This is a genomic window from Citrobacter sp. JGM124 (genome assembly GCF_018257795.1).
Lineage (GTDB): Bacteria > Pseudomonadota > Gammaproteobacteria > Enterobacterales > Enterobacteriaceae > JGM124.
Map to the genome: position 1 here is coordinate 330425 of NZ_JAERJD010000003.1, position 23187 is coordinate 353611.

General features: G+C 45.4%; 22 protein-coding genes and 1 other annotated feature. Of the genes, 12 read left to right on the forward strand and 10 right to left on the reverse strand.

Annotated elements, in window-relative coordinates; translation table 11 throughout:
* The first annotated feature begins 453 nt into the window (after positions 1–453).
* From JK154_RS06180 to ugd, 10 genes are all read left to right on the forward strand, one after another.
* A complete protein-coding gene (locus JK154_RS06180; protein WP_211991633.1) occupies positions 454–1560 on the forward strand; it encodes a glycosyltransferase in 1107 nt (368 codons plus the stop codon).
* 13 nt (positions 1561–1573) lie between these two features.
* Positions 1574–2329, forward strand: coding sequence for a glycosyltransferase (locus tag JK154_RS06185; RefSeq protein WP_211991634.1), 756 nt, complete (start codon positions 1574–1576; stop codon positions 2327–2329).
* 183 nt (positions 2330–2512) lie between these two features.
* On the forward strand, positions 2513–3634 hold the full coding sequence (locus JK154_RS06190; RefSeq protein WP_211991635.1) for a glycosyltransferase: 1122 nt from the start codon (positions 2513–2515) through the stop codon (positions 3632–3634).
* Positions 3631–4839 carry an O-antigen ligase family protein gene (locus JK154_RS06195; RefSeq protein ID WP_211991636.1) on the forward strand — a complete coding sequence of 403 codons (1209 nt, stop codon included), beginning with the start codon at positions 3631–3633 and terminating at the stop codon, positions 4837–4839. The genes JK154_RS06190 and JK154_RS06195 overlap by 4 nt, the downstream gene beginning before the upstream one ends.
* On the forward strand, positions 4823–6052 hold the full coding sequence (locus JK154_RS06200) for a hypothetical protein (protein WP_211991637.1): 1230 nt from the start codon (positions 4823–4825) through the stop codon (positions 6050–6052). The genes JK154_RS06195 and JK154_RS06200 overlap by 17 nt, the downstream gene beginning before the upstream one ends.
* Complete coding sequence (locus JK154_RS06205; RefSeq protein ID WP_211991638.1) at positions 6045–6827, forward strand: hypothetical protein; 783 nt, start codon at positions 6045–6047, stop codon at positions 6825–6827. Before JK154_RS06200 ends, JK154_RS06205 begins: the two co-directional genes overlap by 8 nt.
* A gap of 235 nt (positions 6828–7062) precedes the next feature.
* Positions 7063–8475 carry an NADP-dependent phosphogluconate dehydrogenase gene (gndA, locus tag JK154_RS06210; protein WP_211991639.1) on the forward strand — a complete coding sequence of 471 codons (1413 nt, stop codon included), beginning with the start codon at positions 7063–7065 and terminating at the stop codon, positions 8473–8475.
* 143 nt (positions 8476–8618) lie between these two features.
* Positions 8619–9701 (forward strand): dTDP-glucose 4,6-dehydratase, encoded by a 1083-nt coding sequence (rfbB, locus tag JK154_RS06215; protein ID WP_211991640.1) that lies wholly within the window; start codon positions 8619–8621, stop codon positions 9699–9701.
* On the forward strand, positions 9698–10576 hold the full coding sequence (gene rfbA / locus JK154_RS06220; RefSeq protein WP_211991641.1) for a glucose-1-phosphate thymidylyltransferase RfbA: 879 nt from the start codon (positions 9698–9700) through the stop codon (positions 10574–10576). Before rfbB ends, rfbA begins: the two co-directional genes overlap by 4 nt.
* A gap of 79 nt (positions 10577–10655) precedes the next feature.
* Positions 10656–11822, forward strand: coding sequence for a UDP-glucose 6-dehydrogenase (gene ugd, locus JK154_RS06225; RefSeq protein ID WP_211991642.1), 1167 nt, complete (start codon positions 10656–10658; stop codon positions 11820–11822).
* A gap of 122 nt (positions 11823–11944) precedes the next feature.
* On the opposite strand, the gene JK154_RS06230 is transcribed toward ugd, so the two are convergent.
* Entirely contained in the window at positions 11945–12949 is a 1005-nt protein-coding gene (locus tag JK154_RS06230; RefSeq protein WP_211991643.1) for an NAD-dependent epimerase, read from the reverse strand.
* A gap of 512 nt (positions 12950–13461) precedes the next feature.
* On the opposite strand from JK154_RS06230, the gene wzzB reads away from it, so the two are divergent.
* Entirely contained in the window at positions 13462–14439 is a 978-nt protein-coding gene (wzzB, locus tag JK154_RS06235; RefSeq protein ID WP_211991644.1) for an LPS O-antigen chain length determinant protein WzzB, read from the forward strand.
* Positions 14440–14628: 189 nt separating this feature from the next.
* Here the strand turns inward: wzzB and hisIE are convergent, their stop codons facing one another.
* The 9 genes from hisIE to hisL all read right to left on the reverse strand — a co-directional run bounded on the left by hisIE (position 14629) and on the right by hisL (position 21882).
* Positions 14629–15249, reverse strand: a complete 621-nt coding sequence (gene hisIE / locus JK154_RS06240) for a bifunctional phosphoribosyl-AMP cyclohydrolase/phosphoribosyl-ATP diphosphatase HisIE (protein WP_211991645.1) — start codon at positions 15247–15249, stop codon at positions 14629–14631.
* Entirely contained in the window at positions 15243–16019 is a 777-nt protein-coding gene (gene hisF, locus JK154_RS06245; protein ID WP_211991646.1) for an imidazole glycerol phosphate synthase subunit HisF, read from the reverse strand. The genes hisIE and hisF overlap by 7 nt, the downstream gene beginning before the upstream one ends.
* Entirely contained in the window at positions 16001–16738 is a 738-nt protein-coding gene (gene hisA, locus JK154_RS06250) for a 1-(5-phosphoribosyl)-5-[(5-phosphoribosylamino)methylideneamino]imidazole-4-carboxamide isomerase (RefSeq protein WP_211991647.1), read from the reverse strand. Before hisA ends, hisF begins: the two co-directional genes overlap by 19 nt.
* A 2-nt stretch (positions 16739–16740) precedes the next feature.
* Positions 16741–17331, reverse strand: coding sequence for an imidazole glycerol phosphate synthase subunit HisH (hisH, locus tag JK154_RS06255; protein WP_211991648.1), 591 nt, complete (start codon positions 17329–17331; stop codon positions 16741–16743).
* Positions 17331–18398 carry a bifunctional histidinol-phosphatase/imidazoleglycerol-phosphate dehydratase HisB gene (gene hisB / locus JK154_RS06260; RefSeq protein WP_211991649.1) on the reverse strand — a complete coding sequence of 356 codons (1068 nt, stop codon included), beginning with the start codon at positions 18396–18398 and terminating at the stop codon, positions 17331–17333. The genes hisH and hisB overlap by 1 nt, the downstream gene beginning before the upstream one ends.
* Complete coding sequence (gene hisC / locus JK154_RS06265) at positions 18395–19477, reverse strand: histidinol-phosphate transaminase (protein ID WP_211991650.1); 1083 nt, start codon at positions 19475–19477, stop codon at positions 18395–18397. Before hisC ends, hisB begins: the two co-directional genes overlap by 4 nt.
* Complete coding sequence (hisD, locus tag JK154_RS06270) at positions 19474–20796, reverse strand: histidinol dehydrogenase (protein ID WP_211991651.1); 1323 nt, start codon at positions 20794–20796, stop codon at positions 19474–19476. The genes hisC and hisD overlap by 4 nt, the downstream gene beginning before the upstream one ends.
* Positions 20797–20801: 5 nt before the next feature.
* Complete coding sequence (hisG, locus tag JK154_RS06275; protein WP_211991652.1) at positions 20802–21701, reverse strand: ATP phosphoribosyltransferase; 900 nt, start codon at positions 21699–21701, stop codon at positions 20802–20804.
* Between the two features lie 35 nt (positions 21702–21736).
* Positions 21737–21856: a sequence feature (His leader region), on the reverse strand.
* Positions 21832–21882, reverse strand: a complete 51-nt coding sequence (hisL, locus tag JK154_RS06280) for a his operon leader peptide (protein WP_211991694.1) — start codon at positions 21880–21882, stop codon at positions 21832–21834. (Overlaps the previous feature by 25 nt.)
* Before the next feature lie 199 nt (positions 21883–22081).
* Between hisL and JK154_RS06285 the strand changes: the two genes are divergently transcribed.
* Positions 22082–22909 (forward strand): SDR family oxidoreductase, encoded by an 828-nt coding sequence (locus JK154_RS06285; protein ID WP_211991653.1) that lies wholly within the window; start codon positions 22082–22084, stop codon positions 22907–22909.
* The last annotated feature ends 278 nt before the right edge of the window (positions 22910–23187 follow it).

Consider the following 23187-nt stretch of genomic DNA (forward strand, 5'->3'; position numbering starts at 1 on the left):
ATCACAATAAAAGATTACCAGCAAATGAAATAATAACGGTAGCCTGACTCCTGAATAATATTATCCGGGATATCAGGGTGCCGTTTTTTTTTGTGTGAATTTACAGCGTTAATATCGGCAAGTCAGCGTATCACTATCAGTGCAGGTTTAGGGATATTCGCCTCTTTTCGCTGTGAGCAGGAAAAGCTGGCTGCGTCAGTCAGTCATAAGTCATGCAGTGCACTGGTAGCTATTGAGCCAGGGGCGGTAGCATGACAAAAGTTATATATAAAGATATTGAAATTGATTATCTATATAAATAAATTACGATGATGAAGTGATTATCATTTATGAAGACTTACTTCACCATGAAAAACATTCATTGCATATATTAAATAGATTTAATAAAGATTCAACAAGATAATATCTTAGATATCATCTAATTCCCATTCACTACTTGATTATTAAATTAAAATGAATATAGGTATATTAGTCCCTACGATCACAGTTGGTGGGGCAGAGAAAATAGCGATCGAAACTGCATCGGGGTTAAAAAATGAGGATGATAATGTAGTATTGTTTGTTTTAAATAAAAAAAACAACGCCACTACATTAACTGTAAAGGATGGAATATCTCTTGTTTACATTAGCTCAAAAATAAAATTTTTTGAGTTGGCGCGAAAATTCAAGGAATTTAATATTGATAAATGTTTGTGCTATCTTGAAAGGGCTAATTTTTTAGGTTTATGGGCGTGTTTATTAGCAGGTGTTGATTATTGTGCATCAGTGCATACGGCACCAAGGGCTGCTTTTAGTAAAAGACCCATAATTAATCGATTTTTTATTAAACTGACATATAAAATAATCGCTATTTTAGACTTGAAAGTCATATGTGTATCATCAGGTATAGAAGATGAGTTAAGAGCTGACTATGGGATTAAAAAAATAAAGACAATACCTAATTTTATTGATTGTGATGTTATAAATGAAAAGTCAAAAATAAACTCATACAACAACAATGATGAAATTGATTTTATTTTCGTAGGGAGAATTGAAACAGTCAAAGGTTGTGATGTGTTTATTGATTCTCTTATTTATATATCTGATTGGATTTTGGATAATAAAATTAGAGTTGCTATTATTGGTGATGGGACAATGAAAGGGATGCTCGAAGAAAAAATAAATAGAAGCTCAATAGTAGCGAATGTTATTTTTCTTGGTGAATTAGATAATCCTTATGGAGCTATGGCTAAATCAAAAAATATTGTAGTACCTTCATATGCTGAAGGTTTTGGTTTGGTTATTCTTGAAGCATTGGCGTTGAATTTAAGAGTGATATATTCAAAATGTGATTTCGGGCCTAAAGAAATAATAAATAAATATTTCCCTGAATATGAATATTTAGGATTCTTTAACCCGTCAGAAAATAGAGGTTTGGCAATTGAAGACTTGTCAAATAAAATAAAGATGGCATATGATAGAAAAGCTGATGATATAGATTGGAACGATAAGATAGAGAGAGTTAAACATTCTTTCAGCAGGGAAGAGGTTTGCTGTCAAATAAAAGAGTTTTTAGTTTAAATCGGAGTTTAACATGAGTCTCATTTCTATCGTTACTGCTACATATAATTCTGAAAAATATATAAAAAATGTTTATTCATCAATACTAAATCAAACACATGAAAAGTGGGAATGGGTTGTAACCGATGATAATTCTACAGATGGAACAGTATCGTTACTTAACGATATTGCAAGTAAAGATTCGAGAGTTACTATTAAAATAAACAAAGAAAATTTAGGTGCTGCTCATTCTAGAAATCGTTGCCTTAAATCCATTAATGGTGAGTATGTCGCTTTTATTGATAGTGATGACCTCTGGTACCCTAATAAATTAGAATTACAGCTTCTTTTTATGTCTAATCAAAATATTAATTTTTCATTTACCTCATATGATATCATTAATAATAATGGTATTAAAACGGGAAAAGAAATTGATATAAAAAATAAATTATCTACATATAAATATAATGACATTCTAAAAAAGAGAGCTACTCTTGGATGTTCTACAGTTATGTTAAGAAAATCTGCGATTGATGATCTTACTATGCCTCTATTAAGAACAGGACAAGATTATGCATTTTGGTTAAAAATATTGAAAAGTGGAGAGGAAGCACACCTTCTAAAAAAAATTCTCACATCATATAGAATTACCCCTGGTTCAATTTCTAGAAATAAATTTAAAAAAGCAATGAGGCAATGGGAGATATATAGAGATTTAGAAGGGTTGGATTTTTATAATTCTAGCGTGAGTTTTTTTCATTATGCATGGAGAGCAATTAAACGTATATAATGACTATCTTTAAATAACTTACCACATAGTTAAAATATTTGAATTTTATTTTAAATACCATATGTGTGATATTTTATTAAAAACCAATATTCGCATGGTTCTTAAAATATCATTTTATCTTCACTATATAATTATAAATAAATTATAATTCTTATTTATAATGGTATGAAATGAGTGTTTTTAATGAAAATAGTTTTTTTTCATAATGATAAGATCGGTGTTCACCATAATGAATTGATGGATATTCCATCATCTGGAACGGTCTTAGCTATGCTTAATTTATCGAAAGGATTGACTCTAATTGGTAATGAGGTGATTATTTTATCAAATGCTGAAACTGCTGTAATTGATAGAATTAAATACATAAAAGCAAATGAAGAAGAAAGTATTACATGGTGTCGTGATAATGAATATGATGTTTTCATATCAGTTGGACATGCACATACTATTCTGGATAGCATCGTTTTATTTAATAAAGGTAAAATATATCACTGGCATCATAATTATTTGAAAATTGAAAGTGTTTCTTTTTTATTAAAAAGAAAGAAGATTTCTGGTATTATTTGTGTGTCTCCCCACCACATGAGCTCGCTGTATAAGTATGGTTTTGATTCTAAATATAATTATGTAAGAAATTCGTTAGATTTCGAACTTCTAGAAAAAATAAAGATTTCAGATAATTCTCGTAGTGGTATATGTTACGTTGGGAATGTCTCCGTTGAAAAAGGATTTTATGAAGTAATAAATGCATATTACGATTACTATATAAATGGAGGAAGGGAACCATTACATATATATGGGAGTACGAATTTATATGAACAAAATAAATCTGAAGTTAAAACTGATGATTTTCCAGATTTCATTATTAGAAAAATCAATGAATTGAAAAAAAATAATACTATTATCTTTCATGGTAAAAAACCAAGGAAAGTGATTTATGAGGAATTGCAAAAAAGGAAATTATTGTTGTGTGGTTTAAATAAATATGGTGCTGCAGAATCTGCTGGTATGGGAATGATAGAAGCTCAATATTTTGGTTGTGATGTTCTTACATACAATCGGGGTGGTCAGCGAGATTCAGTAGAGAATAAAAATAGTGTTATAAGAATTAGGTCTAATGTATCATACGAAATAGAAAGGTCTCTCAAAAACTATTCTCCTCGTATTATGTCAATGACTTTTCGTGAACGTTATGATATGGAAAAAATAGCATTGGAATGGATTAAGATTTTCAATAAAAAACATTCTTTTAATAAACATATTAATGCTATTAGTGATCGTATGCATGGAGTCTTTTTTAAATGAGTGAAGAGATTTCTAACGTGCAAAAAAAAATCATGAGTATATTTTTATTACTTGTGTTTTTTTTTCCAGTTAATTACTTTTATCTATATCATATTGTCGTAATCATCCCACTTGCAATTCTATTATTAGGCTCTAAAATCAGGTTGAGCAATGCATTAATAGTATTATCTTTGTTTATTTTTTATTGGTTAATTGGAACATCAATTCGTTTCATTATTCAAGGAGATAATCTTCGCGATTTTTTTGAAATTTTCAGATATGTTCCTCTATTGTTTATATTAATGCTAGCACCAAAATTTAGGCAGGCTGGTAGTATTTCCTTTAATGTTATTATTTTTTATCTTATTTCAAATTTTGTAGTAAGTCTCTTCCAGTATCTATTCAAAGAATCGTCTGTTCTAGTGCAGATAATTGGCTATATTTTTAATTCACCGGTCCATTTTCAAGAGTCATTATTACTGAATTCACGAGCCCTTGGGTTCTCTATGGGCCCAAATAGTAATGCAGTAATATCTCTACTCTGTGTAATATTTATTTTTTTTAGATATGAAGTAACTGGTTTCTTTACTAGAATTTTAAAAATAGCAGCCTTACTCTGCGGTTTTTTTACTATTTTACTTACACAGTCACAGACTGGATTAGTTACATTAGGTGTTATTATAACATATATAATAATAATGCTCGTTATACGAAAACCATCTAAGCTAATATTGCCAGCCAGTATATTTGGGTTATTTTTAGTAATATTCCTTACAAATAGTAATATTTTAAACGATTTGAGTCGCAAAGATGGTGGGTTATATTACTTATCGACCCTTTTTGAACAAGGAACAGATAGAGGGTCGTATCAATTAAGAGTTGAAAAAAGAGATCAGATGATCACTCGTGCCCTAAATAGCCCATTATATGCAGCCATTGGATGGGGGAAAGATTATTTTGGTGATGATACCTCAGCTACTGATAATGAACATTTATATATAGGACTAGTATATGGGCCACTTATTTGGCTACTACTGTTAGTATATGGTTTTTATTATGGGGTGAAATATTCTATGTTTTTTATAAAAACAGGGGATTTAAAAACGCTGTTTACTCCAGTTCTTATTTTAAGTTGGGTTGTATTCGCTCTTCCTGCTTCTTTTATAACTTATCCTGAATCGCTAATTCTTGGAGCTTTATTCTTAAACTATGGCTATAAACAATAAACTAATTTCATATTTAAGTGGGAATCTTGGTGTTTTTTCAATAAGATTTTTTTATTTTATTTTATTAACATTCTTCTTAGATACTGAAGAATTAGCTGAGTTTACAACATCTATTTCGATTAGTGCAATACTCTTGAGTATATGTACATATGGGAATTATAATTTGTTTATGCGGCGAAATTCTCAGGGTGAATTAAAAGAATCAGTCTTGGGTGAATATATTGTTAATTCTTTTTTAGCATTGATATTTTTTTCTATCATTCTATATTCATTGTCACTATCATTTGATTCTATATTAAATATAAGCACTAAAGTTTTGTTGGTGATATTTATTGGTGAGTTTTTTTTCACTTCTATTCCTTCATTATTTAAGGCGTACGCACTTTCTGCATATGATAATAATATTTTTGTAGATGCACTGACAAATATAGTAACAGCTATTCTTTTACTATTAACTGCATGTTCTATGTTTTTCTTTAAAGATAAAATTGATCTATATAGATTTTGGTTATTTTCATACCCAATAGTAGGATTGTTGTCATTTTTTCTTAGGGTGTTTTTATGGAGGGGAAAAATTAGGTTGCCGTCAATAAAAATGATTCCTCTAGCTTTGAGAATGCAATTTTCTTCTGGTCATAGCTTTATGGTTTCTGCTGTTTTTAGAAATGGTTATTTGAACCTTGATAGAATTTTAATTCTGAATATTCTCGGGCCACAAATTGCAGGGTATTATGCAATTTCTTTTAGATTCTTCAATGTATTTTTAATGATGTTAAATAGTTTTTCTGGTGTTAAAGAGGCTCGGCTATATCAGATAGCTGAAGAATCATTAATAAAATTATATGAAGAAGTTAAATTAATAAACCATGAAACCATAAAATATTTAATCTACTCGATCCCAATCTGGGGCGCTGTAGCAATAGGCATATATATATCTTATCCGAAGGAGTGCTTTTATATTTTCATTTGCTTATTCTTTCTATGTCCATTTCAGTTGCTAACATTCACTTTTTTAAATGTATTAAATAGTTCTGGATTTGAAAACCAAAGACTTTTCTATATGCTTTTAGGTTCTATTATAGCTTCTTTAATTTCTATATTCATGGCAAGTTATTTATCATGGCTGGCAATTATTTTGGGTTCAATTGCATCTAGTTTGACAGTGTTATGTCTAGCGAAATTGACTTTATATAAAAGGATTAATAATGAATAAATATATCATAGGGAGTGGATGGTGGTGTGGTGAAAATGTTGGAAGAAATACTAATGGTGATGATATCATACGCGGTAAGGATTTCCACAAGTTATGGTACAATAGTATAATTCAAAACACTAACCCACAAAAAATATTAATAGTTGATAGTAATTCACCAGTAAAGCCTGAATTAAATTTGAATGATGGTAGGATTGAATTTATATCTTTCAATACAAATCTGGGTCATTCAACTAAAATGGGACTGAGCAATAAATTTTGTGGCTGGAGTGCATCAGTTTTATTAGCTTTGCAGTATGCATACCTTTGTGATACTGAATATTTTGTTTATGTAGAACAGGACGTTCTCTTAGCTGGAGGGGGGATTGTTGATTCTTTAATAGCAGAAATGAAGAAAAACAATAAGAAATATATTTTCGGTTCGCCAGGAAATACGCCTCAACCACTGCAACAATCTTTTTTTATTATAAAAAAAGAATTTATTCCTGAGTTTATTTGTGCGCTTCATAATATAAAATATTCAGATCAAGATATTGGCCCTGAGTATAAGTTTGCTATTGCAGTAGATCCTATAGCAAGATTCCTTCCAAAAGCTTTGTTTTTAAATAGATATTTTAGGTATCTTTACAGAAAACTGGTATCAATAAACTTTATGAGTATCGGGTATGGACGAATACGACCATTTAATTTGGATGATGATTTCCTCTATTTTCAACATGGTTCTATTGAAGAGGTTAATTCATATGAAAATAAATTCATCAAGAAGATGAAATGAACTTATTAAATTAATATAATCTTTGATGTGTTTTATTATTCTTTAGTGAGAATATAACCAAAAGTATATAACTATGATTTTTCAGAATAAAGCTATCATAACATTTAATAGCAAATAGATTGTAGTGAAAAATTACGTTAGATAAATATTTTTCACTATGAAAATATAGTATATGATGGTAATTATAAATTTTCTCATTTACATAAGTTAAGCTATCACCTGACAGGAGTAAAGAATGTCCAAGCAACAAATCGGCGTTGTCGGTATGGCCGTTATGGGGCGCAACCTGGCGCTTAATATCGAAAGCCGTGGCTATACTGTGTCCATCTTTAACCGTTCCAGCGACAAGACTGAAGAAGTCGTGGCAGAGAACCCAGGTAAAAAGCTGGTTCCTTACTATACCGTTAAAGAGTTTGTTGAGTCCCTGGAGACCCCACGTCGTATTCTGCTGATGGTCAAAGCCGGTGCAGGGACGGACAGTGCCATCGACTCCCTGAAGCCTTACCTTGAAAAAGGCGATATTATTATCGATGGCGGGAATACCTTCTTCCAGGACACCATACGTCGTAACCGTGAACTGTCTGCGGAAGGGTTTAACTTTATCGGCACTGGTGTTTCCGGTGGTGAAGAGGGGGCATTAAAAGGCCCATCCATTATGCCTGGCGGGCAGAAACATGCCTATGAGCTGGTCGCCCCTATCCTGACCAAAATTGCCGCCGTGGCGGAAGACGGCGAGCCTTGTGTGACCTATATCGGTCCTGACGGTGCCGGCCACTATGTGAAGATGGTGCATAACGGTATTGAGTACGGGGATATGCAGCTGATTGCGGAAGCCTACTCCCTGCTTAAACACGGCCTGGGCCTGTCTAATGAAGAACTGGCCACCACCTTTACTGAGTGGAACCAGGGCGAGCTCAGTAGCTACCTGATTGATATCACCAAAGATATCTTCACCAAAAAAGATGAAGAAGGTAAATACCTGGTTGATGTGATCCTCGATGAGGCGGCTAACAAAGGCACCGGTAAGTGGACCAGCCAAAGCGCCCTTGACCTGGGGGAACCCCTGTCACTGATCACGGAATCCGTTTTTGCCCGTTATATTTCTTCCCTGAAAGATCAGCGTGTGGCAGCCTCTAAAGTACTGACTGGCCCACAGGTTAATGCCTTCGCCGGCGACAAAGCTGAATTTAGTGAGAAGGTGCGTCGCGCCCTTTACCTGGGTAAAATCGTCTCTTACGCTCAGGGCTTCTCTCAGCTGCGTGCCGCTTCTGAGGAGCATAACTGGGATCTGAACTACGGCGAAATTGCGAAGATCTTCCGCGAGGGTTGCATTATTCGTGCCCAGTTCCTGCAGAAGATTACCGACGCCTATGCCGCTAACCCGGCCATCGCCAACCTGCTGCTGGCCCCTTATTTTAAAAATATCGCGGATGAATACCAGCAAGCCCTGCGCGATGTGGTGGCCTACGCCGTACAGAATGGTATCCCGGTGCCGACCTTTGCCGCCGCCATTACCTATTACGACAGCTACCGTGCCGCAGTGCTGCCGGCTAACCTGATCCAGGCCCAGCGTGACTACTTTGGTGCCCATACTTATAAGCGTACAGATAAAGAAGGTGTGTTCCACACCGAGTGGCTGCAAGACTAAGCCAACTTACTGATACGGCATCTTTTTACTTGTAAACCAGTGGGGTTTCCTCACTGGTTTTTTGTTATTATATGCCGAAAAGTTTATGTCAGATAACTGCTATCATCAGCTGGCAGGATAAACGGTTAAGGGTCAAAGGCAGTATGAAAATTATTGTAACGGGTGGGGCCGGGTTTATCGGTTCTGCGGTGGTTCGCTACCTGATTAATGATACGCCAGATGAAGTTCTGGTTGTCGATAAACTGACTTACGCCGGTAATCTTGAGTCACTGCTCCCGGTTGCTGAAAACAAGCGTTATTCATTTCAGCAGGCTGATATTTGTGACAGGCCCATGCTTGACAATATTTTTCAACGTTTTCAGCCAGATGCAGTAATGCATCTGGCCGCTGAAAGCCATGTGGACCGATCTATTGATGGTCCTGCTGCTTTTATCGAAACCAATATTCTTGGGACGTATACCTTGCTTGAGGCTGCCCGTGGTTACTGGAACGGGCTTAACGATAAGCAGCGGTTTCGTTTCCATCATATTTCTACTGATGAAGTCTATGGCGACCTTGACCAGAGTAGTGCGTTGTTTACGGAAAGTACTCCCTATGACCCTAGCAGCCCTTACTCTGCTTCAAAAGCGGCCAGTGATCATTTAGTTCGAGCCTGGGCCCGAACTTACGGTTTCCCTGTTCTGGTCACTAACTGTTCCAATAATTATGGCCCTTATCACTTTCCTGAAAAACTGATCCCACTGATTATTCTGAATGCCCTGGAAGGGAAGCCGTTACCGGTTTACGGTGACGGCGGACAAGTGCGCGACTGGTTATATGTTGAAGACCATGCCCGAGCACTCTATAGGGTGCTGACCAGGGGGCAAACAGGGGAGACCTATAATATTGGTGGGCATAATGAACGTAAAAATATTGATGTTGTGCATACCATCTGCCATTTGCTGGATGACATTATTACGGATAAGCCTGTTGGTATCACGCAGTTTGAACAGTTAATAACCTTTGTGGCCGATCGGCCAGGGCACGATCAGCGGTATGCGATTGATGCCAGTAAAATTGAGCGTGAACTGGGCTGGACCCCTCAGGAAACATTCGAGTCAGGCATTAGAAAAACGGTAGAATGGTATCTGGATAACCCATCATGGTGGCAAAGAATTAAAGACGGCTCTTATGCTCGCGAACGCCAGGGGTTAGCATCTGAATATTATGTGAAGGATATAATATGAAAGGCATTGTTCTTGCTGGTGGCTCAGGTACCCGGCTTTACCCTATTACTAAAGGGGTTTCCAAGCAGCTACTGCCGATTTATGACAAGCCGATGATCTATTATCCCCTCTCGGTGCTGATGCTGGCGGGGGTTCGGGAAATATTATTGATCACGACACCGGATGATTTACCTTCTTTTCAGCGTCTTCTGGGGGATGGTAGTCATTTAGGCATTCAATTAAGTTATCAGATACAACCCCGGCCAGAAGGTCTGGCACAGGCTTTTATTATTGGTGAGGAGTTCATCAATGGCGGGCCTTGTGCCCTGGTTTTAGGTGACAATATTTTCTTTGGTCAGGGATTTGGTGGCAAGCTTGAAATGGTCGCGCAGCGAACCAAAGGGGCTTCAGTTTTCGGTTATCAGGTTATGTCACCCGAGCGTTTTGGGGTAGTTGAGTTTGATGATAACTACCGTGCGCTATCGATAGAAGAAAAACCCCTCAAACCTAAATCTAATTGGGCTGTGACTGGGCTTTATTTTTACGATAATCAAGTGACGGATTTAGCTCGTCAGGTTAAACCTTCCCACCGTAACGAACTGGAAATTACCAGCATCAATCAAATGTATCTGGAGATGAATCAGTTAAATGTGGAATTACTGGGGCGGGGGTTTGCCTGGCTTGATACAGGCACCCATGACAGTTTGATCGAAGCTTCACAGTTTGTTCATACCATAGAAAAACGACAGGGTTTTAAAGTCGCTTGTCTGGAAGAGATAGCCTTCCGTAAAGGGTGGTTAACGGCAGAGCAAGTGAAAGAAAGCGCAGCCCAGATGGAAAAAACGGCTTACGGGCAGTATCTGCTGCAGTTAATTGGCGCCTCGCGTGCTGTATAACCCCCGTCTGCGAGCTTAACAGAAAGTGAAATAATTACCCTGAGTTATTCCAGGGGCCGAACCAAGAGAAGTGAACTGAATGAAAATTGCTATTGCCGGAACCGGTTACGTTGGGCTTTCCAACGGGATTTTAATTGCCCAGCACCACGAAGTGGTGGCGCTGGATATTGTCCAGGCGAAGGTGGATCTGCTTAATAATAAGCGTTCCCCTATTGCGGATAAGGAAATTGAGTCTTATTTAGCCAATAAGCCGCTGAATTTTCGTGCTACTACCAATAAAGAAGAGGCGTACCAGGGAGCGGACTATGTGATTATTGCCACCCCCACTGACTACGACCCCAGGACTAACTACTTTAATACCACCAGTGTGGAGTCCGTGATTAAAGATGTGTTAGCCATTAACCCCGCGGCGGTGATGGTGATTAAATCCACCATTCCGGTGGGGTTTACTCAGGGAATAAAAGCACAGCTGGGCATTGATAATCTGTTTTTCTCGCCGGAGTTTTTACGGGAAGGGCGGGCACTTTACGACAATCTGCACCCTTCACGTATTGTGATTGGTGAGCGTTCAGCCCGTGCGGAACGTTTTGCCGCCTTGTTGCAGGAAGGGGCAATTAAAGAAAATATTGATGTGCTGTTTACTGACTCTACCGAAGCGGAAGCCATTAAACTGTTTGCCAATACCTACCTGGCCATGCGCGTGGCCTACTTTAACGAGCTGGACAGCTACGCAGAAAGCCTCGGGCTGAATACCAAACAAATTATTCAGGGCGTCTGCCTGGATCCGCGCATTGGGGACCACTATAACAACCCTTCTTTTGGTTATGGTGGTTATTGCTTGCCGAAGGATACCAAGCAGCTGCTGGCCAACTACCAGTCCGTGCCCAACAACCTGATTTCCGCGATTGTGGATGCGAACCGCACCCGCAAAGACTTTATTGCGGACTCGATCCTCGCCCGTAAACCCAAAGTGGTGGGGGTGTATCGGTTAATTATGAAAACCGATTCCGATAACTTCCGTGCTTCTTCCATTCAGGGCATCATGAAGCGGATCAAGGCCAAAGGGGTGCAGGTCATTATTTATGAACCCGTGATGGAGGAAGAAGAGTTTTTCCACTCCAAAGTGCTGCGTGACCTGGAAGCATTCAAGCAGCAGTCTGATGTGATCATTTCCAACCGTATGTCAGACGAATTGCGGGATGTGGCGGATAAGGTGTATACCCGGGATCTGTTTGGCAATGACTGAGTCTGTGTAAATCAATCAGCGGTATACCGTACTGGGGATACCGCGTCAGGTTTACATATTTGGGGTTATCGCCATGCGTCCTGCATGAGTTTATCCCCGCAATGTTTATTCCCCGGTTCGCATCAGACTTTATAAAAGTCCCGATACCAGTCAACAAACTTCTTCACACCCTCTTTTACGGTGGTCTGCGGCCTGAAGCCAATCACCTCATACAGGGCCCGGGTATCGGCACTGGTTTCCAGCACATCCCCTGCCTGGATAGGCATCATATTTTTATCCGCCTCAACCCCTAAGGCCTCTTCCAGGGCGGTGATATAGTCCATCAGCTCAACCGGATTACTGTTCCCCACGTTGTATACCACATAAGGGGCGGAGCTGTGGGAAGGGGCACCCGTTTCCACCGTCCAGTTTGCATCCGGTGTGGGGATCACGTCCTGCAGGCGGACAATGGCTTCCACGATATCATCGATGTAGGTGAAGTCCCGTTTCATCTTCCCGTAGTTGTAGACATCAATCTGCTTCCCTTCCAGCATCGCCTTGGTAAATTTAAACAGGGCCATATCCGGGCGCCCCCAGGGGCCATATACCGTGAAGAAACGCAACCCGGTGGTGGGCAGCTGGTACAGGTGAGAGTAGGTGTGGGACATCAGTTCGTTGGCTTTTTTGGTGGCGGCATATAACGAAACGGGGTGGTCCACCGTATCATCGGTGGAAAAGGGCATCTTTTTATTCATGCCATACACGGAGCTGGAAGAGGCATACAACAGGTGCCCGACCTGATTATGCCGGCAACCTTCAAGGATATTCAGGTGGCCAATCAGGTTGGCTTCAGCATAGATGGACGGGTTTTCCAGTGAGTAACGCACGCCCGCCTGGGCGGCAAGGTGTATTACCCGGTCAAACTGTTCGGCGGCAAACAGGGCGGCCACTGTCTCTTTTTCAGCGATATCAATTTTATGAAAAGTAAAGGCATGGCCTGATATGGCGTCAAGACGAGCCTGTTTGAGCGTCACATCGTAATAGACATTCAGGTTGTCGATACCCACAACCTGATGCCCCATGTCGAGAAGACGCTGGCATACTTGCGAACCTACAAAGCCAGCAGCGCCTGTGACCAGAAATTTCATACCACTCCTTTACACACTGATATTATTCTTGGCACTTATCCCATAAAGGCTGTTTTACCAGCCATGCTGGCCCGGGACGAACAGGCCAGATTTTTGCCTGCCGTGTGTGCCCACATTGACGGGCATCACAATGCCTGCGGGGATAAGCCCTTATGATGAAAATTTAGCGCAGCCATCATACCGCTATCTGTCCTATAAACAAAATCAGGAGTGGGGCTGATTAACGCCCGTTTTCTGGAATTATTCGGTTTATTCTGGCTAAAAAAAGCCTTGCTTTAAGCTAGCATAGCGCGTTGTGTGACTGAGTTGCCCAATTCGCAACAGGTGACTTATGTGTGACTTCTGGCGCTACAGGCGGGGAATTTGTTAAACTGCTCAGTCAATAATCAGTTGGCAGTGGTCACCCTCCTTTTTTCGCCAATTTAGTCTAGGCTTATTTGGCTTTGGTTTAAACGTGTTTCTGATACAACGGATAGTCTGTTGTCTGGTTTAACTCAATGCATGGAGTGCATATGAAAGAGAACGATAAAACGCAACCCCGGGGTCGGGATGCGGATGAAATTGATATTATTGAGCTAATGTTACAGTTGTGGCGTTCCAGGGGGGTTATTGCACTGTTTGTGGTGCTGGGGCTGGTCATCAGCGGGGTGTGGGTGAGTCTGGCACCACAAAAATGGAGCTCGGTGGCGATTATCACACGCCCGGACAGCGCCCAGATTGCCAGTTATACTCACGCAATCAGTGTGCTGGACGGCAGAAGTGCCCCGGATTCACGGGAGATAGAGTCCCGGGCGATTAGCCGTTTTGCCGTGGCCTTTGCGGCCCTGGCGGATACGCTGCATAACCAGCAGCATCAGGAAAATCTCACTATTGATCCTTCCGTGAAAGGGCAGAGTTTACCGTTAAAAGTGTCATATCAGGCTACCAGTGCCCGGGAGGCACAGGCAAAGTTAGCGGCCTATATTGATCAGACGGACCAAAAAATAGCCCATGATCTGCTGGCTGACCTGCAGGAAAATCTGCGGCAGAAAGTGACGACGCTGAACAGCTCGTTAGTCACCCAGGAAAAAATTGCCCAGGAGCAGAAGGATTTGCGTATTGAGCAAATTAAAGAAGCCCTTAAATTTGCTGAGGCGGCGAACATTAGCTACCCCCAGATCCGTCAGGGGGAGAATGCCACCCAGGACACCCTGTTGTTACTGGGCAGTGAGGCTTTAAGTGCTATGGTGGAGCGTGAGTCCACGCGGCCACTGACCTACCCGGGCAGTTACTTTCTTACCCGTCAGCAGCTGTTTGAAATAACAGATCTGAATGCCGACAAAATCACACTCAGCGCCTATCGCTATGTGTTAAAGCCCACGCTGCCGATTCATCGTGATGGCCCAAGAAAGGTGCTCTCCCTGATGCTGGGGGGGGTACTGGGGTTATTTATTGGCTGTGGGGTGGTGATGGGGCGTAAGGCCTTACGGGACTACAAAAAATCCCATTAATCCGGGGGCGCGGCCGGGTGGTGGTCAGATCGTTTCAGAGCCTGTCTGATCAGGCTCTTTTGCTTATCCGCTTAATCGGGCGGTGCCTGATATTGCCCTGTCCTGTCGGCACGCCCCGGTTATTCACACTCTCCTGGCCTCCACGGCCAGCCATGACGCCTGCGGGGGCAGGCGCCGTGTTCTGCTGCTTTATTTTTTGCCCTGATGACGCTGGCGCAGGTTGTTGATCACCGCACCCAAGTCCAGTTGTTGATCCTGAAGCAGAACCAGTAAGTGATAAACCAGATCCGAGGCTTCGTTTGTCAGCTCTTCCCGGTCGTTGACGGTGGCAGCCAGGGCAGTTTCGACCCCTTCTTCCCCGACCTTTTGTGCAATCCGCTTGGTGCCACTGGCATAGAGTTTCGCCGTATAGGAACTGTCGGGATCGGCTGTTTTACGGGATGCCAGCAGCTGTTCCAGTTGATACAGGAAGTGCCAGTCGTGGTGGGTGTCGGCAAAGCAACTGCTGTTACCCAAATGACAGGTTGGCCCCACTGGGTTGGCGAGGATCAGCAGTGTATCGTTATCGCAGTCCGGGGTGATGCTCACCAGGCGTAATACATGGCCACTGGTTTCCCCTTTGGTCCACAGGCGTTGTTTGCTGCGTGAGAAAAAGGTCACTTTGCCGCTTGCCAGGGTTTGTGTCAGGGCTTCCGGGTTCATATAACCCAGCATCAGCACTTCACCTGACTGGGCGTGTTGCACAATGGCTGGCATCAAACCCTGCGTTTTTTCCCAGTCAAGCCGGGCCAGTTGCTGTTCCGTTAACATACTCGAATCTCCACTCCGTGGTGAACTAAATAGGTTTTCAGTTCGCCAATATTAATGATTTGCTTATGGAATACGGATGCGGCCAGAGCGCCGTCAACGTCCGCATCGCGGAAGGCTTGATGGAAATGTTCCATGGTGCCAGCACCACCAGAAGCAATAAGGGGGACATGGCACAGGGCGCGGATTTTACGCAGTTGCTCCAGGTCGTAACCGTTGCGCACCCCATCCTGGTTCATCATATTCAGGACGACTTCCCCCGCTCCCCGGCGTTGTACTTCTTGCACCCAGTCTTCGGTCTGCCACTGGGTTACCCGGGTGCGATTCTCGTCCCCGGTATATTGGTTGACGTGGTATTTACCACTGTCTTCGTCAAACCAGGTATCAATACCCACCACGATACACTGCACACCGAAGCGTTCTGCCAGGCGGGTTATCAGTGTGGGGTCCGCCAGTGCCGGGGAATTAATGGAAATTTTGTCCGCACCGAAAGAAAGTATTTGGGCCGCCTCTTCCACAGACTTAATCCCCCCGGCGACACAGAAAGGAATATCAATAACTTCCGCAACGCGGGTCACCCAGCTTTTATCCACCACCCGCCCGTCACTGGAGGCAGTGATATCATAAAATACCAGTTCGTCCGCCCCTTCTTGTGCATAGCGTTGTGCCAGGGGCACGATATCGCCAATAATTTCATGATTGCGAAACTGTACGCCTTTCACGACCTGGCCGTCACGGACGTCCAGGCAAGGAATTATCCGTTTTGCCAGCATGCGATAGCCTCCGCGACAGTAAATTTACCTTCCAGCAGTGCGCGCCCGACAATCACACCACTGACACCACTCCCCCGCAGGGCAGCAATATCGTCCAGTCCGCCAATGCCCCCGGATGCCTGGAAGGCAACCTGCGGGAAGCGGGCACAAATCTCTTGATATAGCGTCACATTCGATCCCTTAAGCGTGCCATCCCGGGAGATATCGGTGCACAACACATGCTTTAAGCCAAAGGGAATAAAGCGTTCGACAAGCTGTTCCAGGGTGGTGCCGGATGTTTCTTGCCAGCCACTGACTGCCACCTGTTTTTGGCCCTCATCATCAATGCGTACATCCAGTGCCAGCACCAGGGCGTCGGCACCAAAACGCTGAAACCAGCCCTGAACTTTTTCTGGATCAGACACTGCCGTTGATCCCACCACTACCCGGGTGGCTCCGGCGCTGAGTAATGCTTCTACATCCTGCTCGCTGCGGACGCCGCCCCCCACCTGAACCGGAACCCTGACCCCTGCCAGCAGTTTTCGCAAGAGGGGAATTTGTCGGGCTGTTGGGTCTTTTGCGCCGGTCAGATCCACCAGATGCAGGACCGTCGCCCCTTGTTCCTGATAAGCCTGCAGGCGTGGCAGTGGGTCCCGCCCATAATCGCGTTGCTGGCCATAATCCCCCTGATGGAGGCGGACCACTGCGCCGTCAATTAAATCCAGTGCCGGAATAATCATTGTTACATCTCCAGAAAGTTTTTCAGCAGTTGAGCCCCGGCAGCACCTGAACGTTCCGGGTGGAACTGTACTCCCCAGAAGTTATCTTTGTGTATGGCGGCGGAAAAGGTCTGCCCGTAGTGGGTCTGGGCAAGGGTATTTTCACAGACGGGCATGGCGTAGCTGTGGACGAAATAAAAATAGGCCCCGTCGTCAATACCGCGGAATAACCGGTCACCGGCTTTGGGGTAGACCCGGTTCCAGCCCATATGTGGCAGGGGGAGGCCGACATCCGTCATCTGCAGTATTGGCTGATCAATAATCCCCAGCATGTCAACGCCGTTGCTCTCATCGCTCCGGCTGCCCAGCAGCTGCATTCCCAGACAGATCCCCAGCACCGGTTGAGTACAGGCTTTAATCAGTGGCACCAGTTCCCGGGCATTCACTTCCTGCATGGCAGCCTGGGCGGTTCCAACCCCAGGGAGTAGCAGTTTATCCGCATGGAGAACCACATCCGGTTCCCGGCTCACCACAGGCTGATAGCCCTGGCGCTGAATGGCAGACTTAACCGAGTGCAGATTGGCACAACCGGTATCAAGGATCACCACGTTCATCAGAGCACTCCTTTGGAGGAGGGCAGCACATCCCCTTCCACACGAATAGCCTGACGCAAGGTGCGACCAAAAGCTTTAAACAGGCTTTCGACCCGGTGGTGGTCATTTTTGCCTTTGGTTTTCAGGTGGAGTGTTACCCCCATGGTGTAGGAGAGGGAACGGAAGAAGTGTTCGACCATTTCGGTACTCAAGTCTCCCACCCGCTGATAATTGAACTCTGCTTTATATTCCAGATGCGGGCGGCCTGAGATATCCAGCGCACAGCGTGCCAGGCACTCATCCATTGGCAGCACAAAACCAAAGCGCGTGATGCCTCGCTTATCCCCCAGCGCCAGGCGCAGGGCTTCACCCAGGGCAAGACCGGTGTCTTCCACGGTGTGGTGGTCATCAATATAGAGGTCACCATTGGCGGACACTTCCATCCGAAAGCCGCCGTGGGTGGCGATTTGATCCAGCATATGATCGAAGAAACCGATACCGGTATTGATCTTGCTGCCCCCTTCACGATCAAGCCAGACTTTGATCTCGATCTGTGTCTCTTTGGTGTTACGGGTGACATGGGCATAGCGATCAGGCTGGGTCAGTTGCTGGCTGATTTGTGTCCAGTTGAGGGACTCTTTGTGGTAACGCAACCCTTGAATGCCCATATTACTGGCGAGGGTGATATCAGTTGCACGATCACCGATCACGTAGCTGTTGGCGTTGTCCAGTACCCCTTCTTGCAGATACTGGGTCACCAGTGCTGTTTTAGGTTTGCGACAGGGGCAGTTATCCGCCGGCAGATGGGGGCAAATCAGCACCTCATCAAAGTGAATCCCCTGGGAGGTGAAGACTTGCATCATCAGGTTGTGAGGCCCGTCAAAGTCTGCCTGCGGAAAACTGTCGGTGCCCAGCCCATCCTGGTTGGTGATCATCACCAGTTTGTATCCCGCTTTTTGCAGTTGTAGCAAGGCGGGAATCACATTGGCTTCAAAAGCCAGCTTGTCTGAACGGTCAACCTGAAAGTCAACAGGGGGCTCTGAAATCAGGGTGCCGTCCCGATCAATAAAAAGGATTTTCTGGCTCATTGCTTCTCCGTGGGCTGGGGGCCGGGTTGTTGCTGGAGTGCCGCGACAAGGCGCTGGCATTCGGTACGGGTACCGATGGAAATACGCAGACAGCCCTGTAACGAGGGTTGCTTGCTTTGGTCACGTAAGATAATGCCTTGATCCCAGAGTGATTTAAAGACATCACTGGCATGGGTTACTTTGACCAGGACATAGTTGGTGTCACTGGCAAAGACTTGTTCAATACAGGGGGTCTGTTGCAGGGCTTCAATCAGCCCCTGACGATTGTCAGTCATCTCTGCCACTCGCTGGCGCATGGCCGCGATACCTTGCTCGCTCAATGCCTGGGCGGCGATATCCGCAACGGGTGTCGACAAGGGGTAAGGGGCAATGACTTTCAGTAACAGGCTGATGACCTCAGGATTCGCCAGGGTAAAGCCACAGCGTAATCCTGCCAGGGCAAAGGCTTTAGACAGGGTGCGCAGGATAACCAGGTGAGGATACGTCGAAAGCCAGGTCGTGAGTGTTCCTTGTGGACAAAACTCAATATAGGCTTCATCGGCAACCACCAGGGTTTTGCCCCGCGTCAGTTCCAGCAGGTCACGCAGATCCTGGGGGTTTATCAGCTGCCCGGTGGGATTATTGGGGCTGCAAATGTAGACCACTTTGACCCCATCAAGCTGTGCTGCCATTGCCGGGATATCCAGCTGCCAGTCAGCAAGGGTGGGAACGACGCGGCATTCAACCCCAAATGTTTCTGCACTGACACTGTACATACCATAGGTGGGGGGGCAGTACATAATCGCATCCTGCCCGGGTTCACAAAAGGCACGGATCAGCAGCTCAATGCCTTCGTCAGCGCCCCGACTCACCAGAACATTATCGGGGGTGAGTCCAGCATAACGGGCATAGCGTTCAATAACCTGTTGTGGCTGGCACTCCGGGTAGCGGTTCAGAGTTTGGGCGGTGAGCTGGAATTCTACCGCTGTGGGGTACTCATTGGCATTGAGCCAGACATCCCCGTTTCCCCCCAGCCGGCGGGCTGAGAGATAAGGCACCAGTTTCCGGACGTTGTCACGGGCTAAGGCTTCAATGCTCATTTTTTATCCCCCCGAAGACGGGCATTCAGCGCCGCAACACGTAAGGTCACGGCATTTTTGTGGGCAGTAAGTTGCTCGGCCGCGGCCAGAGTTTCAATCGTGCTCGCCAGGGCTGAAAAGCCCTGTTCTGACAATTCCTGAATGGTCATTCGTTTCTGGAAATCTGCCAGCCCGAGGCTTGAGCAGGTAGCGGTATAGCCATAGGTCGGTAAGACATGATTGGTGCCTGAAGCGTAGTCCCCGGCGGATTCTGGTGACCAGTCCCCCAGGAATACTGAACCGGCACTGGTGATTCCGTCCACCAAGTCACGGGCCTGGCGTGTTTGAATAATCAAGTGTTCCGGGCCATAGCGGTTAGCGATCTCAATGCACTGTTCCAGGGATTCGGTGACAATCAGACGACTACTGGCCAGGGCCTGACGTGCTGTTTCTGCCCTGGGAAGCTGGGTCAGTTGACGGTCAACGGCTTCGGCGACGGCGCGGGCTATTTTCGCATCCGGGGTCAGCAGGATCACCTGTGAGTCCGGGCCATGTTCGGCCTGAGACAGCAGGTCTGATGCGACAAAGTCTGGGGTTGCGCCACTGTCAGCAATCACCAGTACCTCTGACGGCCCGGCAGGCATATCAATCGCGGCTCCATCCAGACGCTGGCTGACCTGACGTTTGGCTTCGGTCACGTAGGCGTTACCCGGGCCAAAAATTTTGTCCACTTTGGGAATGGATTCGCTCCCCAGCGCCAGGGCGGCGATCGCCTGCGCCCCTCCCACCTGGTATATCTCTTGCACACCACACAGGGCGGCAGCATAAAGGATTTCATCCGCAATCGGAGGGGGGGAACAGAGCACCACCCTGCGGCATCCCGCAATGCGTGCCGGGGTGGCCAGCATCAGTACCGTAGAAAACAGGGGAGCGGACCCCCCAGGAATATAGAGCCCGACCGATGCCACTGGGCGAGTGACTTGCTGGCAGCGCACCCCTGGCAAGGTTTCAATATCCACCGTCGGCAGTCGCTGGGCCTGGTGAAAGGTTTCAATGTTCGCCACGGCGACGGCCATGGCTTGTTTTACGTCATCATTCAGGCGGGCTACTGCCGCCGCAACATCGTCCTCTGTTACGCGCAGGGACTGAACCTCGGTTTTATCAAAGCGGGCGCTGTACTCACGCAGTGCCTCGTCCCCACGGCTTTTGACATTATTGATAATGTCACTCACCGTGCGGGTGATGTTGTCAGACGCGGAGATGGCGGGCCGGGTCAGCAGCGCTTGCCGGGTCGGCTCGTCACAGGTATTCCAGTTTACTAAGGTATTGAAACTCGCCATGGGGGCTACTCCATCATTTTTTCAATCGGTAACACCAGGATTGAGCTGGCGCCCAGCGCTTTCAGTTTTTCCATGGTCTCCCAGAACAGGGTTTCACTACTGACCATGTGCATGGCAACACGTTGTTTTTCCCCTGCCAGTGGCAGGATAGTGGGGCGTTCAGCGCCAGGTAACAGGGCGATAATGTCTTCCAGGCGTTCACTGGGGGCATGCAGCATAATGTATTTAGACTCACGGGCCTGAATCACCCCTTGAATACGGGTCATCAGTGTATCAACCAGCTGCTGTTTCGCCCCGGAAAGTTCCCCGTCACGCTGGATCAGGCAGGCTTTAGACTGGTAAATGACTTCCACCTCACGCAGGCCATTCGCTTCCAGGGTGATACCGGTGGATACCAGGTCGCAGATGGCGTCTGCCAGGCCGACTCGGGGAGCCACTTCAACGGAACCGTTCAGTAAGCAGGATTTAAACTGAATACCTTTGTTGTCCAGGTAACGCTTGAGTAAGTGTGGGTAGGAGGTGGCAATACGTTTGTTATTCAACCCTGTCAGGCCTTCCCAGGGGATATCGACAGGCGTGGCCAGTGACAGGCGACAACCACCGAAGTCAAGACGGCGCAGGGTCAGGTAGCGAGGATCTTCACCCTGAGCTCGACGGTTCAGTAACTCTTCTTCCAGCACATTTTCCCCGATAATTCCGAGATCAACCACGCCATCCATGACCAGCCCCGGGATATCGTCATCCCGTACGCGCAGGATATCGATGGGCATATTTTCGGCCTGGGCTATCAGACGTTGGGTATGGAGGTTGATCTTGATACCGCAGCGTGCAAGGAGTTCGCGCGACTCATCACTCAGGCGTCCTGACTTTTGCATCGCAATACGTAAACGGTTGTTGTCGGTCATGTGTTGTTACTCCTGTGTATTCGAATATGACAGCCAAAAAAAAACCCCCGGAAGTATTCTTCCGGGGGCTCTGTGCGTTCTGGCACCACTGGAAGAACATTTCGTCTCCCAGCACCAATCGCCTGAAAGACTAGTCAGGGTGATGGTGATGATGGTGGTTTTTTAATTGAACGCAGGTCATAAAATTCTCTGTGATTAGGATATCGTGGTCTCTGTAAACTAACCTAAACCAGATTACCGGATGGGTGCAAGGGCTTTTTAGGTTAATATTCATATTCTGTCACGATGAGCGAATTGTCTGCTCTGTCTGACAGGAGTAGCCTTTGCTAAAGCATGGCTGTGATCGCAGCATATTATACTGCAAGACCAGGAGACGGGGCATGAAAAAGGTCGCAATCATTGGGTTAGGGTGGTTAGGTATGCCGTTGGCATTATCTCTGATGGCCCGGGGTTACCAGGTGCTGGGCAGCAAAACAACAGAGGACGGTGTTGAAGCGGCAAAAATGTGTGGTATTGAAAGTTATTCCCTGGTGTTGCAGCCGCAAATGTTATGTGACAGTGATGCCCTGGATGCGTTATTCAATGTGGATGCATTGATTCTTACACTGCCCGCCCGCCGCAGCGGTGAGGGGGACGACTTTTACTTCCAGGCGGTGCAGCAGGTGGTTGACACGGCACTGGCTTATGGTGTGCCACGTATTATCTTCACCAGCTCCACGTCAGTTTATGGCGAAGGTGATGGGGTGGTGAATGAACAAAGTCCGTTGTTCCCTGTAACCGCCAGTGGAAAGACGTTAAAAGCGCTGGAAAGCTGGTTGCACAGCCTGCCCGGAACGGAGGTGGATATTCTTCGTCTTGCTGGTTTGGTGGGCCCGGGGCGGCACCCGGGGCGTTTTCTGGCGAACAAAACCCATGTCGCGAATGGTCAGAGCGGGGTTAATCTCGTTCACCTCGACGATGTGATTGATGCGCTGGCGCTGTTGTTACAGACCCCACACGGGGGGCATGTCTATAATCTGAGCGCGCCAGAGCACCCGATACGCGAGGTGTTTTACCCACAAATGGCAAAGCAGTTGGGGTTAATCCCCCCCCAGTTTGATCCCCATGCCAGCGGCGGTCCTGGAAAGCTGATTGACGGCAGTCTTATTTGTCGTGAGCTGGGGTTTGCCTATCAATACCCGGACCCTTTGCAGATGCCTTTGCAGTAAGGATTAATACCCTGTTTTAAACAAGGGTATAATGCCCGGTGGGTGATGGATTATTTCCCGGTGGTTAACATATCGGGCGCCCCTAGTGTTTATGGGGTGCTCAGACCAGAAACGATGAAAAAATTTTCGTCGTTTTCGTTGAAAATAAATGTATTTTGCAGGCGTTATTCTCTTGTCATTTGCCACCCGGTTAGGGCAAAATAGCCGTTCTGCAAAAAATGCATACTAACCGACGTTTAAGAGACGTCGGTTATTTTTTTGCAACCAATAAAGTCAGA

Bases quoted from the DNA above. Each gene is read 5' to 3' on its own strand.
- JK154_RS06180 (WP_211991633.1), top strand. From the start codon at position 454: ATGAATATAGGTATATTAGTCCCTACGATCACAGTTGGTGGGGCAGAG.
- JK154_RS06185 (WP_211991634.1), top strand. From the start codon at position 1,574: ATGAGTCTCATTTCTATCGTTACTGCTACATATAATTCTGAAAAATAT.
- JK154_RS06190 (WP_211991635.1), top strand. From the start codon at position 2,513: ATGAAAATAGTTTTTTTTCATAATGATAAGATCGGTGTTCACCATAAT.
- JK154_RS06195 (WP_211991636.1), top strand. From the start codon at position 3,631: ATGAGTGAAGAGATTTCTAACGTGCAAAAAAAAATCATGAGTATATTT.
- JK154_RS06200 (WP_211991637.1), top strand. From the start codon at position 4,823: ATGGCTATAAACAATAAACTAATTTCATATTTAAGTGGGAATCTTGGT.
- JK154_RS06205 (WP_211991638.1), top strand. From the start codon at position 6,045: ATGAATAAATATATCATAGGGAGTGGATGGTGGTGTGGTGAAAATGTT.
- gndA (WP_211991639.1), top strand. From the start codon at position 7,063: ATGTCCAAGCAACAAATCGGCGTTGTCGGTATGGCCGTTATGGGGCGC.
- rfbB (WP_211991640.1), top strand. From the start codon at position 8,619: ATGAAAATTATTGTAACGGGTGGGGCCGGGTTTATCGGTTCTGCGGTG.
- rfbA (WP_211991641.1), top strand. From the start codon at position 9,698: ATGAAAGGCATTGTTCTTGCTGGTGGCTCAGGTACCCGGCTTTACCCT.
- ugd (WP_211991642.1), top strand. From the start codon at position 10,656: ATGAAAATTGCTATTGCCGGAACCGGTTACGTTGGGCTTTCCAACGGG.
- JK154_RS06230 (WP_211991643.1), bottom strand. From the start codon at position 12,949: ATGAAATTTCTGGTCACAGGCGCTGCTGGCTTTGTAGGTTCGCAAGTA.
- wzzB (WP_211991644.1), top strand. From the start codon at position 13,462: ATGAAAGAGAACGATAAAACGCAACCCCGGGGTCGGGATGCGGATGAA.
- hisIE (WP_211991645.1), bottom strand. From the start codon at position 15,249: ATGTTAACGGAACAGCAACTGGCCCGGCTTGACTGGGAAAAAACGCAG.
- hisF (WP_211991646.1), bottom strand. From the start codon at position 16,019: ATGCTGGCAAAACGGATAATTCCTTGCCTGGACGTCCGTGACGGCCAG.
- hisA (WP_211991647.1), bottom strand. From the start codon at position 16,738: ATGATTATTCCGGCACTGGATTTAATTGACGGCGCAGTGGTCCGCCTC.
- hisH (WP_211991648.1), bottom strand. From the start codon at position 17,331: ATGAACGTGGTGATCCTTGATACCGGTTGTGCCAATCTGCACTCGGTT.
- hisB (WP_211991649.1), bottom strand. From the start codon at position 18,398: ATGAGCCAGAAAATCCTTTTTATTGATCGGGACGGCACCCTGATTTCA.
- hisC (WP_211991650.1), bottom strand. From the start codon at position 19,477: ATGAGCATTGAAGCCTTAGCCCGTGACAACGTCCGGAAACTGGTGCCT.
- hisD (WP_211991651.1), bottom strand. From the start codon at position 20,796: ATGGCGAGTTTCAATACCTTAGTAAACTGGAATACCTGTGACGAGCCG.
- hisG (WP_211991652.1), bottom strand. From the start codon at position 21,701: ATGACCGACAACAACCGTTTACGTATTGCGATGCAAAAGTCAGGACGC.
- JK154_RS06285 (WP_211991653.1), top strand. From the start codon at position 22,082: ATGAAAAAGGTCGCAATCATTGGGTTAGGGTGGTTAGGTATGCCGTTG.